Origin of the sequence: Alteraurantiacibacter aestuarii (assembly GCF_009827405.1) — a bacterium.
GTDB classification, from domain to species: domain Bacteria; phylum Pseudomonadota; class Alphaproteobacteria; order Sphingomonadales; family Sphingomonadaceae; genus Alteraurantiacibacter; species Alteraurantiacibacter aestuarii.
This window is the reverse complement of record NZ_WTYY01000002.1, coordinates 347,175-361,915: the sequence shown is the minus strand read 5'-3', so window position 1 is coordinate 361,915 and position 14,741 is coordinate 347,175. Positions and strand designations below refer to the sequence as shown.

The 14,741-nt window shown below is 62.2% G+C and carries 14 protein-coding genes; 11 read left to right on the top strand and 3 right to left on the bottom strand.

Translation table 11 applies throughout. The features are described from left to right. Entirely contained in the window at positions 1-582 is a 582-nt protein-coding gene (locus GRI32_RS04420; RefSeq protein ID WP_160589917.1) for a hypothetical protein, read from the bottom strand. Next, positions 579-2,765 (bottom strand): excinuclease ABC subunit UvrB, encoded by a 2,187-nt coding sequence (uvrB, locus tag GRI32_RS04415; RefSeq protein WP_160589916.1) that lies wholly within the window; start codon positions 2,763-2,765, stop codon positions 579-581. Before uvrB ends, GRI32_RS04420 begins: the two co-directional genes overlap by 4 nt. Positions 2,766-2,920: 155 nt before the next feature. Between uvrB and GRI32_RS04410 the strand changes: the two genes are divergently transcribed. The 8 genes from GRI32_RS04410 to GRI32_RS04375 all read left to right on the top strand — a co-directional run bounded on the left by GRI32_RS04410 (position 2,921) and on the right by GRI32_RS04375 (position 9,841). Further along, positions 2,921-3,454, top strand: coding sequence for a DUF3617 domain-containing protein (locus tag GRI32_RS04410; RefSeq protein ID WP_160589915.1), 534 nt, complete (start codon positions 2,921-2,923; stop codon positions 3,452-3,454). Then, positions 3,445-3,978, top strand: a complete 534-nt coding sequence (locus GRI32_RS04405; RefSeq protein ID WP_160589914.1) for a DUF3617 domain-containing protein — start codon at positions 3,445-3,447, stop codon at positions 3,976-3,978. The genes GRI32_RS04410 and GRI32_RS04405 overlap by 10 nt, the downstream gene beginning before the upstream one ends. A 71-nt stretch (positions 3,979-4,049) precedes the next feature. Next, positions 4,050-4,844, top strand: coding sequence for an esterase/lipase family protein (locus tag GRI32_RS04400; RefSeq protein ID WP_160589913.1), 795 nt, complete (start codon positions 4,050-4,052; stop codon positions 4,842-4,844). A 78-nt stretch (positions 4,845-4,922) separates the two neighbouring features. Then, positions 4,923-6,353, top strand: coding sequence for a circularly permuted type 2 ATP-grasp protein (locus tag GRI32_RS04395; protein ID WP_160589912.1), 1,431 nt, complete (start codon positions 4,923-4,925; stop codon positions 6,351-6,353). A gap of 16 nt (positions 6,354-6,369) precedes the next feature. Next, positions 6,370-7,314, top strand: a complete 945-nt coding sequence (locus tag GRI32_RS04390; RefSeq protein WP_160589911.1) for an alpha-E domain-containing protein — start codon at positions 6,370-6,372, stop codon at positions 7,312-7,314. A gap of 16 nt (positions 7,315-7,330) precedes the next feature. After that, entirely contained in the window at positions 7,331-8,146 is an 816-nt protein-coding gene (locus GRI32_RS04385) for a transglutaminase family protein (RefSeq protein WP_160589910.1), read from the top strand. A 50-nt stretch (positions 8,147-8,196) separates the two neighbouring features. Beyond that, a complete protein-coding gene (locus tag GRI32_RS04380; protein WP_160589909.1) occupies positions 8,197-8,958 on the top strand; it encodes a proteasome-type protease in 762 nt (253 codons plus the stop codon). 205 nt (positions 8,959-9,163) lie between these two features. Then, the gene (locus GRI32_RS04375) at positions 9,164-9,841 is read left to right on the top strand and encodes a response regulator transcription factor (RefSeq protein WP_160589908.1); all 678 of its coding nucleotides are present in this window, start codon (positions 9,164-9,166) and stop codon (positions 9,839-9,841) included. A 40-nt stretch (positions 9,842-9,881) separates the two neighbouring features. On the opposite strand, the gene GRI32_RS04370 is transcribed toward GRI32_RS04375, so the two are convergent. Next, on the bottom strand, positions 9,882-10,562 hold the full coding sequence (locus tag GRI32_RS04370; protein ID WP_160589907.1) for an extensin family protein: 681 nt from the start codon (positions 10,560-10,562) through the stop codon (positions 9,882-9,884). Positions 10,563-10,735: 173 nt separating this feature from the next. Between GRI32_RS04370 and GRI32_RS04365 the strand changes: the two genes are divergently transcribed. From GRI32_RS04365 to GRI32_RS04355, 3 genes are all read left to right on the top strand, one after another. Further along, on the top strand, positions 10,736-11,896 hold the full coding sequence (locus GRI32_RS04365; RefSeq protein WP_160589906.1) for a phosphoserine transaminase: 1,161 nt from the start codon (positions 10,736-10,738) through the stop codon (positions 11,894-11,896). Positions 11,897-12,007: 111 nt separating this feature from the next. Next, positions 12,008-13,591, top strand: a complete 1,584-nt coding sequence (gene serA, locus GRI32_RS04360) for a phosphoglycerate dehydrogenase (RefSeq protein ID WP_160589905.1) — start codon at positions 12,008-12,010, stop codon at positions 13,589-13,591. A gap of 28 nt (positions 13,592-13,619) precedes the next feature. Further along, positions 13,620-14,732 carry an ATP phosphoribosyltransferase regulatory subunit gene (locus tag GRI32_RS04355; protein WP_160589904.1) on the top strand — a complete coding sequence of 371 codons (1,113 nt, stop codon included), beginning with the start codon at positions 13,620-13,622 and terminating at the stop codon, positions 14,730-14,732. Positions 14,733-14,741: the final 9 nt, after the last annotated feature.

The window sequence follows — 14,741 nt, the reverse complement described above, 5'->3', positions numbered from 1 at the left end:
CTACTCGGCAGCCTCTTCGGTAGAGGCCTGCGCCTGCTCGTCATCCTGCGCCTGCATCACCTGTCCGCCTGCGCGGCACCAGGTCACGAATTCTCCCGGAATGCGGCTGCCCGCGATTTCCAGCATCCCGCCACCGGGCAGGGTGGCGGTGATGTCGCGCGGGCCGGTGAACACGTCCAGCTGCGGATCATCGGCGGGCAATGTCGCTTCCCAGCGCCACTCGCCATCGGTCAATTTGGCATCGACCAGAAAGCGCGAGCGCATGCCATTGCCGATCACCGGAAACAGCGCGGAAAGGCCGGGCCGGGCAGGTGCATGACGGATGATCGCCAGCTGCGGCGGGCTTTGCTGCAGGCGGCAATCCAGTGTGATCAGCGGATCCTGGTCTGCCTCGCCAAAATGGATCGCCTGCCCGCTTTGATTGACCACCCATGCGGCAGTCGACGTGTCCGGCGATTCCAGCATCACCTGCGGAGAGCTGGTCCGCACATTGGCCAGCGCAATGCGCTGCACCGGCGCAGGCTCCGGCCTGTCGCAGGCGGCAAGCGGCAGGATACAGATCGCCGCGATCAGCAGTCTCACTTGCCGAATTTCCTCTGCGTCTTGCCGTAGCGCATCTTGCGCGTGCCGGGTTTGCCTTCGTTGGATCGCCCGACCATCGGCGCCTTCTTGTCGCCATCGGGAATGCCCAGTTCGCCTGCTTCCAGCCGGCGGATTTCGTCGCGCAGGCGGCCTGCTTCCTCGAACTCCAGATCGGCGGCGGCATTGCGCATGCGCTTTTCCAGATCCTCGATATAGCTGCGCAGATTGTGGCCGACGAGGTTGTTGACCGCATCGTCCTCGATCTCCACCAGCACGCTGTCACGGCTGGCGGTGTGCGCCACGATATCCTGAATGCCGCGCTTGATGGTGGTGGGGGTGATGCCGTGCGCTTCGTTATATTCGCGCTGCTTCTCGCGCCGCCGATCGGTCTCCGCCATGGCGCGTTCCATGCTGCCGGTGATCCGGTCTGCATACAGGATCACCTTGCCATCCACGTTGCGCGCGGCGCGGCCGATGGTCTGGATCAGCGAGGTTTCGCTGCGCAGGAAGCCTTCCTTGTCCGCGTCCAGAATGCACACCAGCCCGCATTCGGGAATGTCCAGCCCTTCGCGCAGCAGGTTGATGCCCACCAGCACGTCATACACGCCCAGCCGCAGGTCGCGGATCAGCTCGATCCTCTCCAGCGTCTCGACATCGGAATGCATGTAGCGCACGCGCAGCCCCGCTTCGTGCATGAACTCGGTCAGGTCCTCGGCCATGCGCTTGGTCAGCGTGGTAACCAGCGTGCGATAGCCGTTCTGCGCCACCTGGCGACATTGCTCGATGCAATCCTGCACCTGATCTTCCACCGGGCGGATTTCCACCGGCGGATCGATCAGGCCGGTGGGGCGGATCACCTGTTCGGCAAACACGCCGCCGGTCTGCTCCAGCTCCCACGTGCCGGGAGTGGCGGAAACGGCCACGGTCTGCGGGCGCATCGCATCCCATTCGTTGAAGCGCAGCGGGCGGTTGTCGATGCAGCTGGGCAGACGAAAGCCATATTCGGCCAGCGTGATCTTGCGCCGGTGATCGCCCTTGGACATGGCGCCGATCTGCGGCACCGTCTGGTGGCTTTCATCCACGAACAGCAGCGCGTTTTCGGGCAGATATTCGAACAAGGTGGGCGGCGGCTCGCCCGGCAGGCGCCCGGTCAGGAAGCGGCTGTAATTCTCGATCCCGTTGCAGCTGCCGGTGGCGGCGATCATCTCCAGGTCGAAGTTGGTGCGTTGTTCCAGCCGCTGGTGTTCCAGCAGCTTGCCCTCCGCCTCCAGCTCCTTCAGCCGCTCCTCCAGTTCGAAGCGGATTGCCTGCGTCGCCTGCTTCATGGTCGGGCCGGGCGTGACATAGTGCGAATTGGCATAGACGCGCACCGCATCCAGCGCCGTGCCCCTGGTTCCTGTCAGGGGATCGAATTCGCTGATCTCCTCGATCTCGTCACCAAAGAAGCTGATCCGCCAGGCGGTGTCTTCCAGATGGCTGGGATAGAGTTCCAGATTGTCACCCCGCACGCGGAAAGTGCCGCGGGTGAAGGCGGCGTCATTGCGCTTGTATTGCAGCGAAACCAGCTTGCGGATCAGTTCGCGCTGGTCGGCCGTTTCGCCCCGCTTGATGTCGAAGATCATGGCCGAATAGGTCTCGACCGAACCGATGCCGTAGATGCACGATACAGAGGCCACGATCAGCACGTCGTCCCGTTCGAGCAGCGAGCGGGTAGCCGAATGGCGCATCCGGTCGATTGCCTCGTTCACGCTCGACTCTTTCTCGATGTAAGTGTCGGAGCGCGGGACATAGGCTTCGGGCTGGTAGTAATCGTAATAGGAGACGAAATATTCCACCGCGTTTTCAGGGAAGAAGCTCTTGAACTCACCATACAGCTGCGCGGCCAGGATCTTGTTGGGCGCCAGCACCAGTGCGGGGCGCTGCAATTCCTCGATCATCCTGGCCATGGTGAAGGTCTTGCCGCTGCCGGTAACGCCCAGCAGCACCTGCGTCTGCTCGCCTTCCTTCGCCGCCGCCACCAGATCGGCAATGGCGGTTGGCTGATCGCCCGCCGCCTCATAATCGGAGACGAGCTTGAACGCCTTGCCCGGAAGCGATTTTTCCGGGCGCTGCGGTTTATGCGGGGTGAAGGAGGCTGACGTATCAGGCTCTTCCAGTCCGCGGCGGATTACGAGTTCGGCCATGTGCATTCATATGGGGAAGAGCGCGCCAACGCGCAATCTCATTGGCAATCGGCGTATTGGCTCATTGGCTGATTGGCATATGGCATCAGGCTTGTTAGTTTGCCGGTATATTGGCGGGGAGGGATTCCCTGCCCGCTATCCTTGGGGGAATTCCAATGCGCAAATCCTTGTATGTCCTGCCGCTGGCCGCGGCCCTTGCCCTGACTGCCTGTGGCGGCGATGCCGATGGCGATGATGTCACCGCGGACGAAATGGCCAGCCAGCTGGCCGATGCCGAAACGCCGCAGCCGGGCCAGTACCGCTCCACCCAGGAACTGCTGGAACTCGACGTGCCCGGAATGCCGGAGGAAATGGCGGGCATGATGCGTTCCGCCTTTGCCGAGGGCGCGGCGGAAGAGACGACCTATTGCCTGACCGCGGAAGACGCGGCCAGTTCGCGTGAGCAGATGCTGGCCAACATGGCCGAGAGCGACTGCAACGTGGAGCGTTTTGACATGTCCGGCGGCACCATCGACGCGGCGATGAACTGTCCCACGGGCCAGGGCATTACCGGCGATGTCAGCCTGACCGGAACGATGGATGGCAATGGCGCGGACATGGTGATGAGCTTTTCGGCTGACATGCCCGGCATGGGTCCGGGTACCATCCGCATGCGCGTGGTTTCCGAGCGGATCGGAGAATGTTCCTGACCCGCAGGGCTGCGGCCCTTGTCCTGTTATTGACCGGTCAGGTGCTGGCGGGCTGTTCCAGCGAACCGCCCAGTCAGGAGGATATGCTCGCCAGCGCGGGCAACATGGTGAAGCCGCTGCCCGGCCTCTATCGCACCACCTCCCGGCTCACGTCGTTTGACCTGCCTTCCGCCAGTCCGCAGGAAGCGCAGCGCATGCGTACGATGATGGACGTGCTGGAACCGCAGGAAGGCACGATCTGCCTGACCGGCGCCGATGCCGACGAGGGCTTTGTGGCCCTGCTGCGCGACATCCAGGAGGGTGATTGCGCGGTGGAGAGTTTCGATGCCGGGGCCACGCGCCTGCACGCCAGATTGCAATGTCCCGGCGCCGGCGGCAGTTCCAGCACGGTGGAGATGACGGGCACGGGCAGCGCCGAAAGCTCGCGCATGCAGCTCGACATTGAACAACGCGGGCCAGCCATTCCGGGCGGGCTGCTGGAAATGCAGTTCGTCGTCGAGAATCAGCGCGTCGGCGATTGCTGACGCCTGTTGCGGAAATATGTCCGGCTTCAACCATTGCTGGCCCAACAAGTCAGTTGTGTTACAAGGAAGCTATGGGCGCCGCAAAACTGAAACATTTTCCTGTTGCACAGGGCCTGTCCGAAAGGGCGGGGATGCTCGCCCATGCGGTCTCGCGCCGGGTCGAACTGTTGCGCCAGCAGCCGCCGCACAATGCCGCGCACCCCTCCCGCGTGCTGATGCTGGGGGAGAGTACGGCCTTTGTTGAGCCGGTGCTGCGCCACTTGCGCGCGCCTTTGCAGGTTCCCGTGGCCAGCCAGCGCAAAATCGTGATCCTTCTGCCCGGCTTTGCCACCCACCCGTTGCGCATGCGCTATATGGCGCGCCAGCTGGAAGCTGCCGGTCATGTGGTGAAGCGCTGGGGCATGGGTTTCAACTTCGGCCCGACGGAGGAGAATTTCGAAATCCTCTCCCGCCGGGTGTGCGATGTGCATGATCGCTATGGCCAGAAGGTGGTTCTGGTGGGCTGGAGCCTTGGCGGAATTTTCGCGCGGGAGATTGCCAAGCGCCATCCGCAGCATGTGGCCAAGGTGGTGACGATGGGCGCGCCGTTCAGCCACACGCCCTATTCCAACAATGTCTGGCGCATCTACCAGCTGATTACCGGCCATTCGGTAGAGAGTCCGCCGGTCGCGGCAAATATCGCCGCCAAGCCCCCGGTGGAGACGGTGGCTTTCTGGAGCCCGCGAGACGGGGTGGTTGCAGCGCGCAGCGCATGCGGCTGTGCCGGAGAGCGAGACCGGACCCGCGCCTTGCGCTGTACGCACATGGGCTTCTCCAATTCGGCAGAGGCCATCCTGGCTGTTGCCGAGGAACTCGATGCCGCCTGATCCTGACGGCATTTTTTCAAGACGGCGCTTGGCGCAAGCATTTAAACGTGTAGTGTTGCAGTGCGGCAAAAGGTGTTTATGAGTAATCCAGACGTTCCGAATTTCGACGAAATGTTTGAGCCAGACGGCACGGTCCGTCCGGCATACCGCGATTATGCGAACTGGCTTGACCAGCAGGAACCCGCGGCCATGCGCCGCAAGAATGCCGAAGCCGAGAATTTCTTCCGCCGCAGCGGTATTACTTTCAACGTTTATGGAGAGGGCGATGGCGAAGAACGCCTGATCCCCTTCGACATGGTGCCGCGCATCGTGACCGGCAGCGAATGGCGCCGCCTGTCTCGCGGGATCGAACAGCGGGTGCGCGCGCTCAACGCCTTCATGCATGATCTTTACCACCGGCAGGAGATCATCCGTTCGGGCCGCCTGCCGCAGCGCCTGTTCAGCAATAACGAAGCATGGCTTCCCGAAATGGTCGGCTTCAATCCGCCCGGCGGCGTGTACACGCACATCGTCGGCATCGATCTGGTCCGCACCGGACCTGATGAATTCATGGTGCTCGAAGACAATGCCCGCACGCCCAGCGGCGTGTCCTACATGCTGGAAAATCGCGAGACGATGATTGCGATGTTCCCTGAGCTGTTTTCCCGCATTCCGGTCCAGCGCGTATCCGATTACCCGCGCCGACTGGCGAAAAGTCTGGCCGCCTGTGCGCCCAGCGCCACGACGGACAAGCCGGTGATCGCGGTGCTGACGCCGGGCATCTATAACTCGGCCTATTTCGAGCATGCCTTCCTGGCCGATCAGATGACGGCTGAACTGGTGGAAGCGAGCGATCTGCGGGTGATTGGCGGGCGCGTGCAGATGCGTACCACGTCGGGCTACAAGCCGATCGACGTGCTCTATCGCCGCGTCGATGACGATTTCCTCGATCCGCTGACTTTCAATCCCGGCAGCATGCTTGGTGTGCCCGGCATCATGGATGTCTATCGCTCCGGCGGGATTACCATCGCCAACGCGCCGGGAACGGGTGTTGCCGATGACAAGGCGATCTACAGCTTCATGCCGGAGATCGTGGAGTTTTATACCGGTGAAAAGCCGCTGCTGCCCAATGTGCCGACCTGGCGCTGCGCGGAAGCGGACAGCCTCGCCTATGTGCTGGACAATATTGCCGATCTGGTGGTGAAGGAAGTTCACGGTTCCGGCGGCTATGGCATGCTGATCGGGCCGACCTCTTCCAAGCGAGAGCTGGCGGATTTCACCAAGAAGCTTCAGGCGAGGCCGGAAAACTATATCGCCCAGCCGACGCTGGCGCTGTCCACCGTGCCGATCTTCACCAAGGCCGGCCTCGCGCCGCGCCATGTGGATCTGCGTCCGTTCGTGCTGGTGTCGCCCAACGGGGTGGATATCACGCCCGGCGGCCTGACCCGCGTAGCGCTGAAGAAGGGCTCGCTGGTCGTCAATTCAAGTCAGGGCGGCGGCACCAAGGATACCTGGGTACTGGACGACTGATGGCAGGAGCACTCACATGTTAGGCCGGACCGCCAGCTCCATATTCTGGATGTACCGCTATCTCGAACGGGCGGAGAACACCGCCCGCCTGCTGGAGGCCGGCGCCCGCATGGCGTTGACCCGCGGGGCCGATGGGGCGGAAGATGAATGGCGTTCCGTCATCGTCACGCTGGGCCTGCGCAAGGCGTATGAAGCGGCGCATGATGTCTATACCGGGCCGCAGGTGTGCAATTTCGTGCTGCGCGATGCCGACAACGCCGAAAGCGTGCTGAAGATGGTGGAAAGTGCGCGCAACAACGCGCGCGCATCGCGAACGTCCATCACCGCAGAAGTGTGGGAAGCGGTGAATGAAGGATGGATGACGCTGAAGGGCGCGATGGCCCGGCCAGTGCGCGATGCTGCGCTGGGCGAAGTGCTGCGGCAGATCCGGCGCGAGGCCACTCTGGTGCGCGGTGCCACCTATGGCTCGATGTATCGCAATGACATCTATCATTTCGCGCGGTCCGGCACCTATCTTGAACGGGCGGACAACACCGCCCGTATCCTCGACGTCAAATATTACCTGCTGCTGCCGTCCTATTCCTATGTCGGCTCCACGCTGGATTCGGGCCAGTGGGACAATGTGCTGCGGTCACTGTCCGGTCGGCGCGCGCATCGCTCGCTCAACGCCGGCAGAATGGATGCGCGCGGCATTGCCGAACTGCTGATCCTGGATGGCCGTTTCCCGCGCAGCTTCCCCTTTTGTTACGAGGCGCTGTCCGACAATCTTCAGGCTCTCGCAGAAATGCACGGTCAGGAGAGCAGGGCGAACACCCTGATGCAGGAGGCGAAGAACAAGCTGGCCGCGGCGACCATCGACACCATCTTCGATACCGGGCTGCATGAATTCCTCGTCAATTTCATCGTTGGCAACCAGGCTATCGCCACCGCGATTGCCGAAGATTACCTGTTTGCCGATTGATCCGGGGTCCACAATCATGCGCTTAGCCATCAATCACACGACCCATTACGTGTTCGACCAGCCGGTAAAGCACGCGTTGCAGCGCCTGCGGCTGACGCCCAAGGCAACGCAGGGGCAGATCATTGTCGACTGGACGATGAGCTTTGAAGGCGCGGTGCTGGAACTGGAATATGATGACCAGAACTTCAATCACACCTCGCTGATCTCGGTCCTTCCCGGAACGCAGGAAGTGGTCGTCAGATGTCAGGGCACGGTGGACACCAATGACAGTGCGGGCGTTCTGGGTACCCATTCGGGCTTCCTGCCGCTGTGGTCGTTTCTGGCGCAGACCAAGCGCACGCGGCCAGGGCCAAAGCTGAATGCGCTGATCGCTGCCGTTCGCCGTAATGATGATGACAAGCTGGCCATGCTGCACAGTCTTTCGGCCGCCACGATCGAAGCGGTGAAATATGAAATTGGCGTGACCCATGTGGACACCACCGCGGAACAGGCGCTGGCCGATGGCGGCGGCGTTTGCCAGGACCACGCACAGATCTTCATTGGTGCGGCGCGCGCATTGGGCATTCCGGCGCGTTATGTCAGTGGCTATCTGATGATGAATGACCGGATCCAGCAGGAGGCAACCCACGCCTGGGCGGAAGCCCATGTGGAGGGGCTTGGCTGGGTCGGTTTCGATGTTTCGAACGGTATCAGCCCGGATGAGCGCTATGTGCGTGTCGCCACGGGCCGTGACTACCGCGATGCGGCACCCATAACGGGCACCAGCTATGGTGCATCGACCAAGGACCTGACTGTCGACCTTTCGGTCGAACAGCAGATGGTCCAACAATGACGGTCCGGACAATTGTCTGCCGTTGAATTCTTGAAAGTACAGGTACTCAAATGACTTATTGCGTTGGCATGGTGCTCGACAAGGGCCTGGTCCTGATGAGCGATACGCGCACCAATTCGGGCGTCGACAATATCTCGATCTTCCGCAAGATGACCCACTGGACGGTGCCGGGAGAGCGCATCCTGTCGCTGATGACGGCGGGCAATCTGGCCACCACCCAGGCGGTGATCAGCCGGCTGGAGGAGCGCACCAAGGCACCGGGAGAGAGGCAGAACTCGCTGCTGGAACTGCCCACCATGTTCCAGGTGGCTGTGGAGATCGGCAAGCTGCTGCGCGAAACCGTGCACGCCACCCAGTCCGAAAACGGCCAGAACGGCAAGGGGCGCTTTACCGCCTCGATCATCCTCGCCGGGCAGATTGCCGGGATGGAGCCGCGCCTGTTCATGATCTACCCGGAAGGCAATTTCATCGAAGCCAGCTTCGACACGCCGTTCTTCCAGATTGGCGAAACCAAGTATGGCCGCCCGATCCTGATCCGCGCCTATGACCGCTCGATGAGCTTTGAAGATGCGGTGAAGCTGCTGATGGTCAGCTTCGATTCCACGCTCAAGGCCAATCTCTCGGTCGGCCTGCCGCTGGACCTGATGGTGATCGAGCGTGACAATTTCGAGCCGCTGCATATGCGCCGGATTGACCAGACCGATCCTTATTTCGATGCCATCTCATCGAGCTGGAGCGAAGCCTTGCGCAGTGCGTTCCACTCCCTGCCGGATTACAGCTTCCAGCAGGACACGGACAAGGCAACTCGTTGAATTGCCTCAACAACTAGGTGTCTCTACCTAGGGAAAACATCATAAGTAGACTTCCTTTCCGGGATAATACCGAATTCCGCTCCACAATGGATGGAATTCAATCGTGCAATTCTCCCGAAAAACAGTCGCCCGGCAGGTATATTTGCTTGGTTATGGTTCAGACCTTTCGTGCCAGGCCCCGCCAATGGCTGCACATATCTGAGCCATGGAAAAACGACTCACACTTCACATCCTGGGCGGCGACAGCCGTCTTCGCGCGGAACATTCACGCCTGGCCTTTTCGCTCGGCCATCATGCAGAGGTCTATTCGGATATCGCCGAATTGCTGATGATGTCGCCCACGAAAGGCGTGATCATCGCCTGCGACAGTATCCTCACCAGCGGGGTGGACAGCCTGCTCGAACGGCTCAGCGATGCCGGTGTCTGGTTGCCGGTGGTCGCCGCCTCTCACGCGCCCGATGTGGATGAGGTGGTGCAGGCGATCAGGGCCGGTGCGCTCGATTATCTGCGCCTGCCCCTGAACGAGGAGGAGTTCAGCCGCATGGCCACGCATGTGATGGTCGATGCGGGCCGCCATGCCGAAGCACGCCGCCGGCTGGTGGAAGCCCGCCAGCGGATCGGCACGCTGAGCAAGCGAGAGCGTGAAGTGCTGGAATGGCTGAGCGAGGGATGTTCCAACAAGGCGATTGCCCGGGCGCTGGAAATCAGTCCGCGTACAGTGGAAATCCACCGCGCCAACATGATGGAAAAGCTCGGCGCGCAGCATGCCGCCGAAGTGGTGCGCCTGCGTCTGGAAGCCAATTACGACGTGGACGGTAGTGCCACCTACCAGACATTCGACGAAGGTGAGCGGGCCCCGCGTGCGCGGCTGGCTGGCGAATAGCTCTGTCCTCAGCCCTCGGCGGCCATAGGCACGGGCCAGATCAACGGCAGAACGAACTGCCCTCCATCACCCCTTCGACGTGGAAATGATCGCGGTGGGCGGCGTTGTATTCAGGGCCGAGCACGGTCGCAAAGCGGCGGCACGCGCTGCCTTGCACCACCCGCAGGAACTCCCGCTCTGCCGAAGAGCCATTGTTCCAGTCATCGGCCACGCTGATGCGGCGGCCATCGGCCAGGATGAAGGCGGCCACATCGATGGCTCCGGCGGTGGCATGGGCGGATCGGCGCGCGGAACCGGCAACATTGCGGCAGGAATAGCTGCCCATGGTCTCTATGCGTTGCAGCGGCGATCCCAGCAGCTGGCGGGCGGCGCGGTCCACGCCGAAGCGTGCCCAGCTGGCAAAGACATTGCCCACATCGCATTGCACGGGGCCGATATTGCTGACCGCCATGGTGGTGATATCGCTGCGCAGCGCGGTCAGCTGGACAGTGCCGATGTTGCTGCACCCCTCACCAGTATAGCGATCGGGAAGGGGGGAGAACTGCACACCTGCCTGGCCAAGCCGGGTCAGGCACTGGCTCTCCTGCGGGCGGGCGGCGGTGGCAACGGTAACGCTTTGCTGCGCGCGGGGCGCAGCGCGCTGTTGCCCGCGTGATTCGGGCACGACCGAGCATCCGGATAGCAGTGCAGCCGACATGGCGATGATGGCAAAGCGGGTCATACTGATGTTTCTGGCGGACCTGTGGTTAATATTTTCCTAATTTCCGGATGGCGAGCGCGCGCAGCGGTGCAGAAATCATAATCGCGCTTGACTCAGATCGGCATCCGCCTAGGGCCGCCGACGGGCCACGCGGTCCCAACGCCGCGCGAGCTCTCTGCAAGGAGAGAATACAAATGAGTACCGAACCTACGCTTCGTCCGGAGCGCCCGTTTTTTTCATCCGGACCCACCTGCAAATTTCCCGGCTGGTCGCTCGACAAGCTCGATATCAAGAGCCTGGGACGTTCGCATCGCTCCAAATATGCCAAGGGCCGGCTGAAATATGCCATCGACCTGAGCAAGGAATTGCTCGGCGTTCCCGATGATTATCTGGTCGGCATCATGCCCGGCTCCGATACCGGCGCGCTGGAATGCGCGATGTGGTCCATGCTGGGCAACCGCCCGACAACTGTGGCCGCATGGGAAAGCTTCGGCAACGTGTGGATTCAGGATGCGGTCAAGCAGCTCAAGCTGCCCAACCTGCAGGTGCTGGACGCCGATTACGGCCATATTCCCGATCTTGCGCAGATCCCCCAGGAAAACGATGTCGTTTTCACCTGGAACGGCACCACTTCGGGCGCGAAGATCCCCAATACGGATTGGCTTGCGCCGGGCCGCGAAGGCATCACCATCAACGATGCCACCAGCGCCGTGTTCGCGATGGAGATGGATTGGGCCAAGCTCGATGCCACCACCTACAGCTGGCAGAAGGTGCTGGGCTCAGAAGCGCAGCACGGCATGCTGATCCTCAGCCCCAAGGCGGTTGAGCGGATCGAAAGCTATGATCCCGAATGGCCGCTTCCCAAGCTGTTCCGCCTGAAGAAGGGTAACAAGATCAACACCGGCATCTTCGAAGGCGCCACGATCAACACCCCCTCCATGCTGGCGACCGAAGATTACATCATGGCGCTGGAATGGGCCAGGTCGATCGGTGGCCGCAAGGCGATGTTCGAACGTGCCGATGCCAATGCCAAGATCGTGACCGACTGGATCGAGAGCACGCCCTGGCTGCGCAACATGGTTCCCGATCCCGCCCAGCGCACCAACACCGGTGTGTGCATGGTCTTCCAGGGCGAGTGGTATGACAACCTCTCCGCTGAAGAGCAGGCAGCTGTGCCCAAGACCATCGCTTCCAAGCTTGAAGCAATGGACATCGGCTATGATTTCAACGGCTACCGCGATGCTCCGCCGTCGCTGCGCATCTGGTGCGGTGGTTCGGTGGAAGCCGAGGATATCAAGCGCCTGCTGCCGTGGATCGAATGGGCTTATGAAGCCCTGAAGAACGGCACGCTGTAAAGCTGACCGGCGTGGCCCCGCTTCGTGCGGGGCCCGCTATCCCCTTTTTCAAACGGCGACGCCACACATCCCCCTTTCGCGCGCCTGTTCTCATTTTACGGGAGAATTCCCATGACCAAGCCCAAAGTACTCATTGCCGACAAGATGGACCCCAATGCCGCCAAGATCTTTGAAGATCGCGGCTGCGATGTGGACGTCATCACCGGCAAGACGCCCGAAGAACTGATCGCCATCATCGGCCAGTACGATGGCCTCGCCATTCGGTCTTCCACCAAGGTGACGGCAGAGATCCTCGATGCGGCCACCAATCTGAAGGTCATCGGCCGCGCCGGCATTGGCGTGGACAATGTCGACATCCCCTACGCCAGTTCAAAGGGCGTGGTGGTGATGAACACGCCGTTCGGCAATTCCATCACCACTGCCGAACACGCCATCGCCCTGATGTTCGCACTGGCCCGGCAAATTCCGGAAGCCAATGCGCAGACGCAGCAGGGGCTGTGGCCGAAGAACGGCTTCATGGGCGTGGAAGTCACCGGCAAGGTGCTGGGCCTGATCGGCGCCGGCAATATCGGCTCCATCGTCGCATCGCGCGCGCTGGGCCTGAAGATGAAGGTTGTCGCCTACGATCCCTTCCTGACGCCCGAACGCGCCGTGGAAATGGGCGTGGAGAAGGTCGATCTGGAACAGCTGCTGGAACGGGCCGATTTCATCACCCTGCACACGCCGCTGACCGATGAGACGCGCAACATCCTCAACCGTGATCGTCTGGCCAAGGCCAAGAAGGGCGTGCGCATCGTCAATTGCGCGCGCGGCGGGCTGATCGATGAGGTCGCTCTGAAGGAAGCGCTCGACAGCGGCCATGTGGCAGGCGCCGCGCTGGACGTGTTTGCAGTGGAACCGGCCAAGGAAAGCCCGCTGTTCGGCACGCCCAATTTCATCTGCACCCCGCATCTGGGTGCATCGACCACTGAAGCGCAGGTCAACGTGGCCTTGCAGGTGGCCGAACAGATGAGCGACTTCCTGCTCACCGGCGGCGTTACCAATGCGCTCAACATGCCTTCGCTCAGCGCCGAGGAAGCGCCCAAGCTGAAGCCGTACATGGCGCTGGCGGAAAAGCTCGGCTCGCTGGTCAGCCAGCTGGCTCACGGCAATCTGACCGAAATCACCATCGAGCGTTCGGGCGCTGCTGCCGAACTCAACGGCAAGCCGATCGAAGGTGCGGTTCTGGCCGGCTTCATGCGCCACTATTCGGACACGGTGAACATGGTCAACGCGCCTTACCTGGCGAAGGAGCGCGGCTTGCAGGTCCGTTCCGTCCGTTACGAGCACGAGGGCGTGTACCACACGCTACTGCGCGTGACCGTGGCCACCAGCCAGGGACCGCGTTCGGTTGCCGGTACGCTGTTCGGCGAAAACGCACCGCGTCTGGTGGAGATCTTCGGTATCGGGATCGAAGCCGATCTGGATGGCCACATGCTCTATGTCGTCAACCAGGATGCGCCCGGCTTCATCGGCCGTATGGGCTCGCTGATGGGTGAGGCCGGAATCAACATCGGCACCTTCCACCTTGGTCGCCGCGAAGCGGGCGGGGAAGCTGTGCTGCTGCTTTCGGTTGACCAGCGCATCCCTGCCGATGTGATCGACAAGGCCAGCAAAATCGAAGGCGTGAAGGTCGTGAAGGCGTTGTCTTTCTGACGTGGAAGGCGCTAGGGGCTTGCGGGTGATGAACGATCCTACATCGGACCTGCTGCCCGAAGGGCTGGAAGACCGCCTGCCGCAAAGCGCGGCAGCGGCAGCCCGTATCGAATATGCTGCAATGGCGGTGATGGGCGCGCACGGTTTTGACCGTGTGCGCCCTCCGCTTATCGAATTTGAAAAGAGCATGGCCCGTCGCACCGATGGCCTGCTGACGCGGCACATGTTCCGCTTCGTCGATCCCAAGAGCCTGCGCACGCTGGCGCTGCGATCGGACATTACCGCACAGGTCGGGCGCATTTCCGCCACCAGCCTTGCCACCACGCCGCGCCCGCTGCGCCTGTGCTATGCTGGGCAGGTGGTGCGCATCGCCGGGGACCAGCTGGAGCCGCGGCGCGAAAACCTGCAGATCGGCGCGGAGCTGATCGGCAGTGACAGCGCGGCTGCGGCAGGCGAAATGGTAGAGCTGGCGATTGCCGCTCTCGAAGCTGCCGGTGCCACCGGCATCTCTGTCGATTTCACCCTGCCGGATCTGGTGGATACGCTGGCACAGGATACCTGTCCGCTCGATCCCGAGCAGCGCGATGCCGTGCGCCGCGAGCTGGATGCCAAGGATGCAGGCGGGCTGAAGGAAGCGGGCGGCGAGGCGTATATCCCGCTGCTGTTCGCCAGCGGACCGTTCGAGGAAGCCGCCGAGAAACTCGCCGCCTTCGATGCCGGCGGGGCGCTGGCCACCCGGCTGGAAGGCCTGCGCCAGATTGCCGCACGCGTGGCGGGCAAGGCGCGGCTGACGCTCGATCCGTCAGAACGCCACGGCTTTGAATATCAGAGCTGGTTCGGCTTCACGATCTTTGCCGATGGCGTGCGCGGTGCGCTGGGCCGCGGCGGCACCTACATGATCGGCGGCAGTAACGAGCCTGCCACCGGCTTCTCGCTCTACCCCGAAGAACTGGTCGAGGCGGTGAAGGGTAATGAGGACCTCGGCGCCAAGGTGTTCCTGCCGCTGGGCCATGATCGCGGCGCTGCGGCGCAGTTGCGCGGCGAAGGCTGGCGCACGCTGGCGGCGCTTTCGGAACAGGATGATCCGGCAAAGCTGGGCTGCTCCCACGTGTTGCAGGGCGAAGAGCCGGTCGCGCTGTAGATCAGTCGG

Bases quoted from the DNA above. Each gene is read 5' to 3' on its own strand.
- uvrB (WP_160589916.1), bottom strand. From the start codon at position 2,765: ATGGCCGAACTCGTAATCCGCCGCGGACTGGAAGAGCCTGATACGTCA.
- GRI32_RS04395 (WP_160589912.1), top strand. From the start codon at position 4,923: ATGAGTAATCCAGACGTTCCGAATTTCGACGAAATGTTTGAGCCAGAC.
- GRI32_RS04390 (WP_160589911.1), top strand. From the start codon at position 6,370: ATGTTAGGCCGGACCGCCAGCTCCATATTCTGGATGTACCGCTATCTC.
- GRI32_RS04365 (WP_160589906.1), top strand. From the start codon at position 10,736: ATGAGTACCGAACCTACGCTTCGTCCGGAGCGCCCGTTTTTTTCATCC.
- GRI32_RS04375 (WP_160589908.1), top strand. From the start codon at position 9,164: ATGGAAAAACGACTCACACTTCACATCCTGGGCGGCGACAGCCGTCTT.
- serA (WP_160589905.1), top strand. From the start codon at position 12,008: ATGACCAAGCCCAAAGTACTCATTGCCGACAAGATGGACCCCAATGCC.
- GRI32_RS04405 (WP_160589914.1), top strand. From the start codon at position 3,445: ATGTTCCTGACCCGCAGGGCTGCGGCCCTTGTCCTGTTATTGACCGGT.
- GRI32_RS04385 (WP_160589910.1), top strand. From the start codon at position 7,331: ATGCGCTTAGCCATCAATCACACGACCCATTACGTGTTCGACCAGCCG.
- GRI32_RS04380 (WP_160589909.1), top strand. From the start codon at position 8,197: ATGACTTATTGCGTTGGCATGGTGCTCGACAAGGGCCTGGTCCTGATG.
- GRI32_RS04410 (WP_160589915.1), top strand. From the start codon at position 2,921: ATGCGCAAATCCTTGTATGTCCTGCCGCTGGCCGCGGCCCTTGCCCTG.
- GRI32_RS04355 (WP_160589904.1), top strand. From the start codon at position 13,620: ATGAACGATCCTACATCGGACCTGCTGCCCGAAGGGCTGGAAGACCGC.
- GRI32_RS04370 (WP_160589907.1), bottom strand. From the start codon at position 10,562: ATGACCCGCTTTGCCATCATCGCCATGTCGGCTGCACTGCTATCCGGA.
- GRI32_RS04400 (WP_160589913.1), top strand. From the start codon at position 4,050: ATGGGCGCCGCAAAACTGAAACATTTTCCTGTTGCACAGGGCCTGTCC.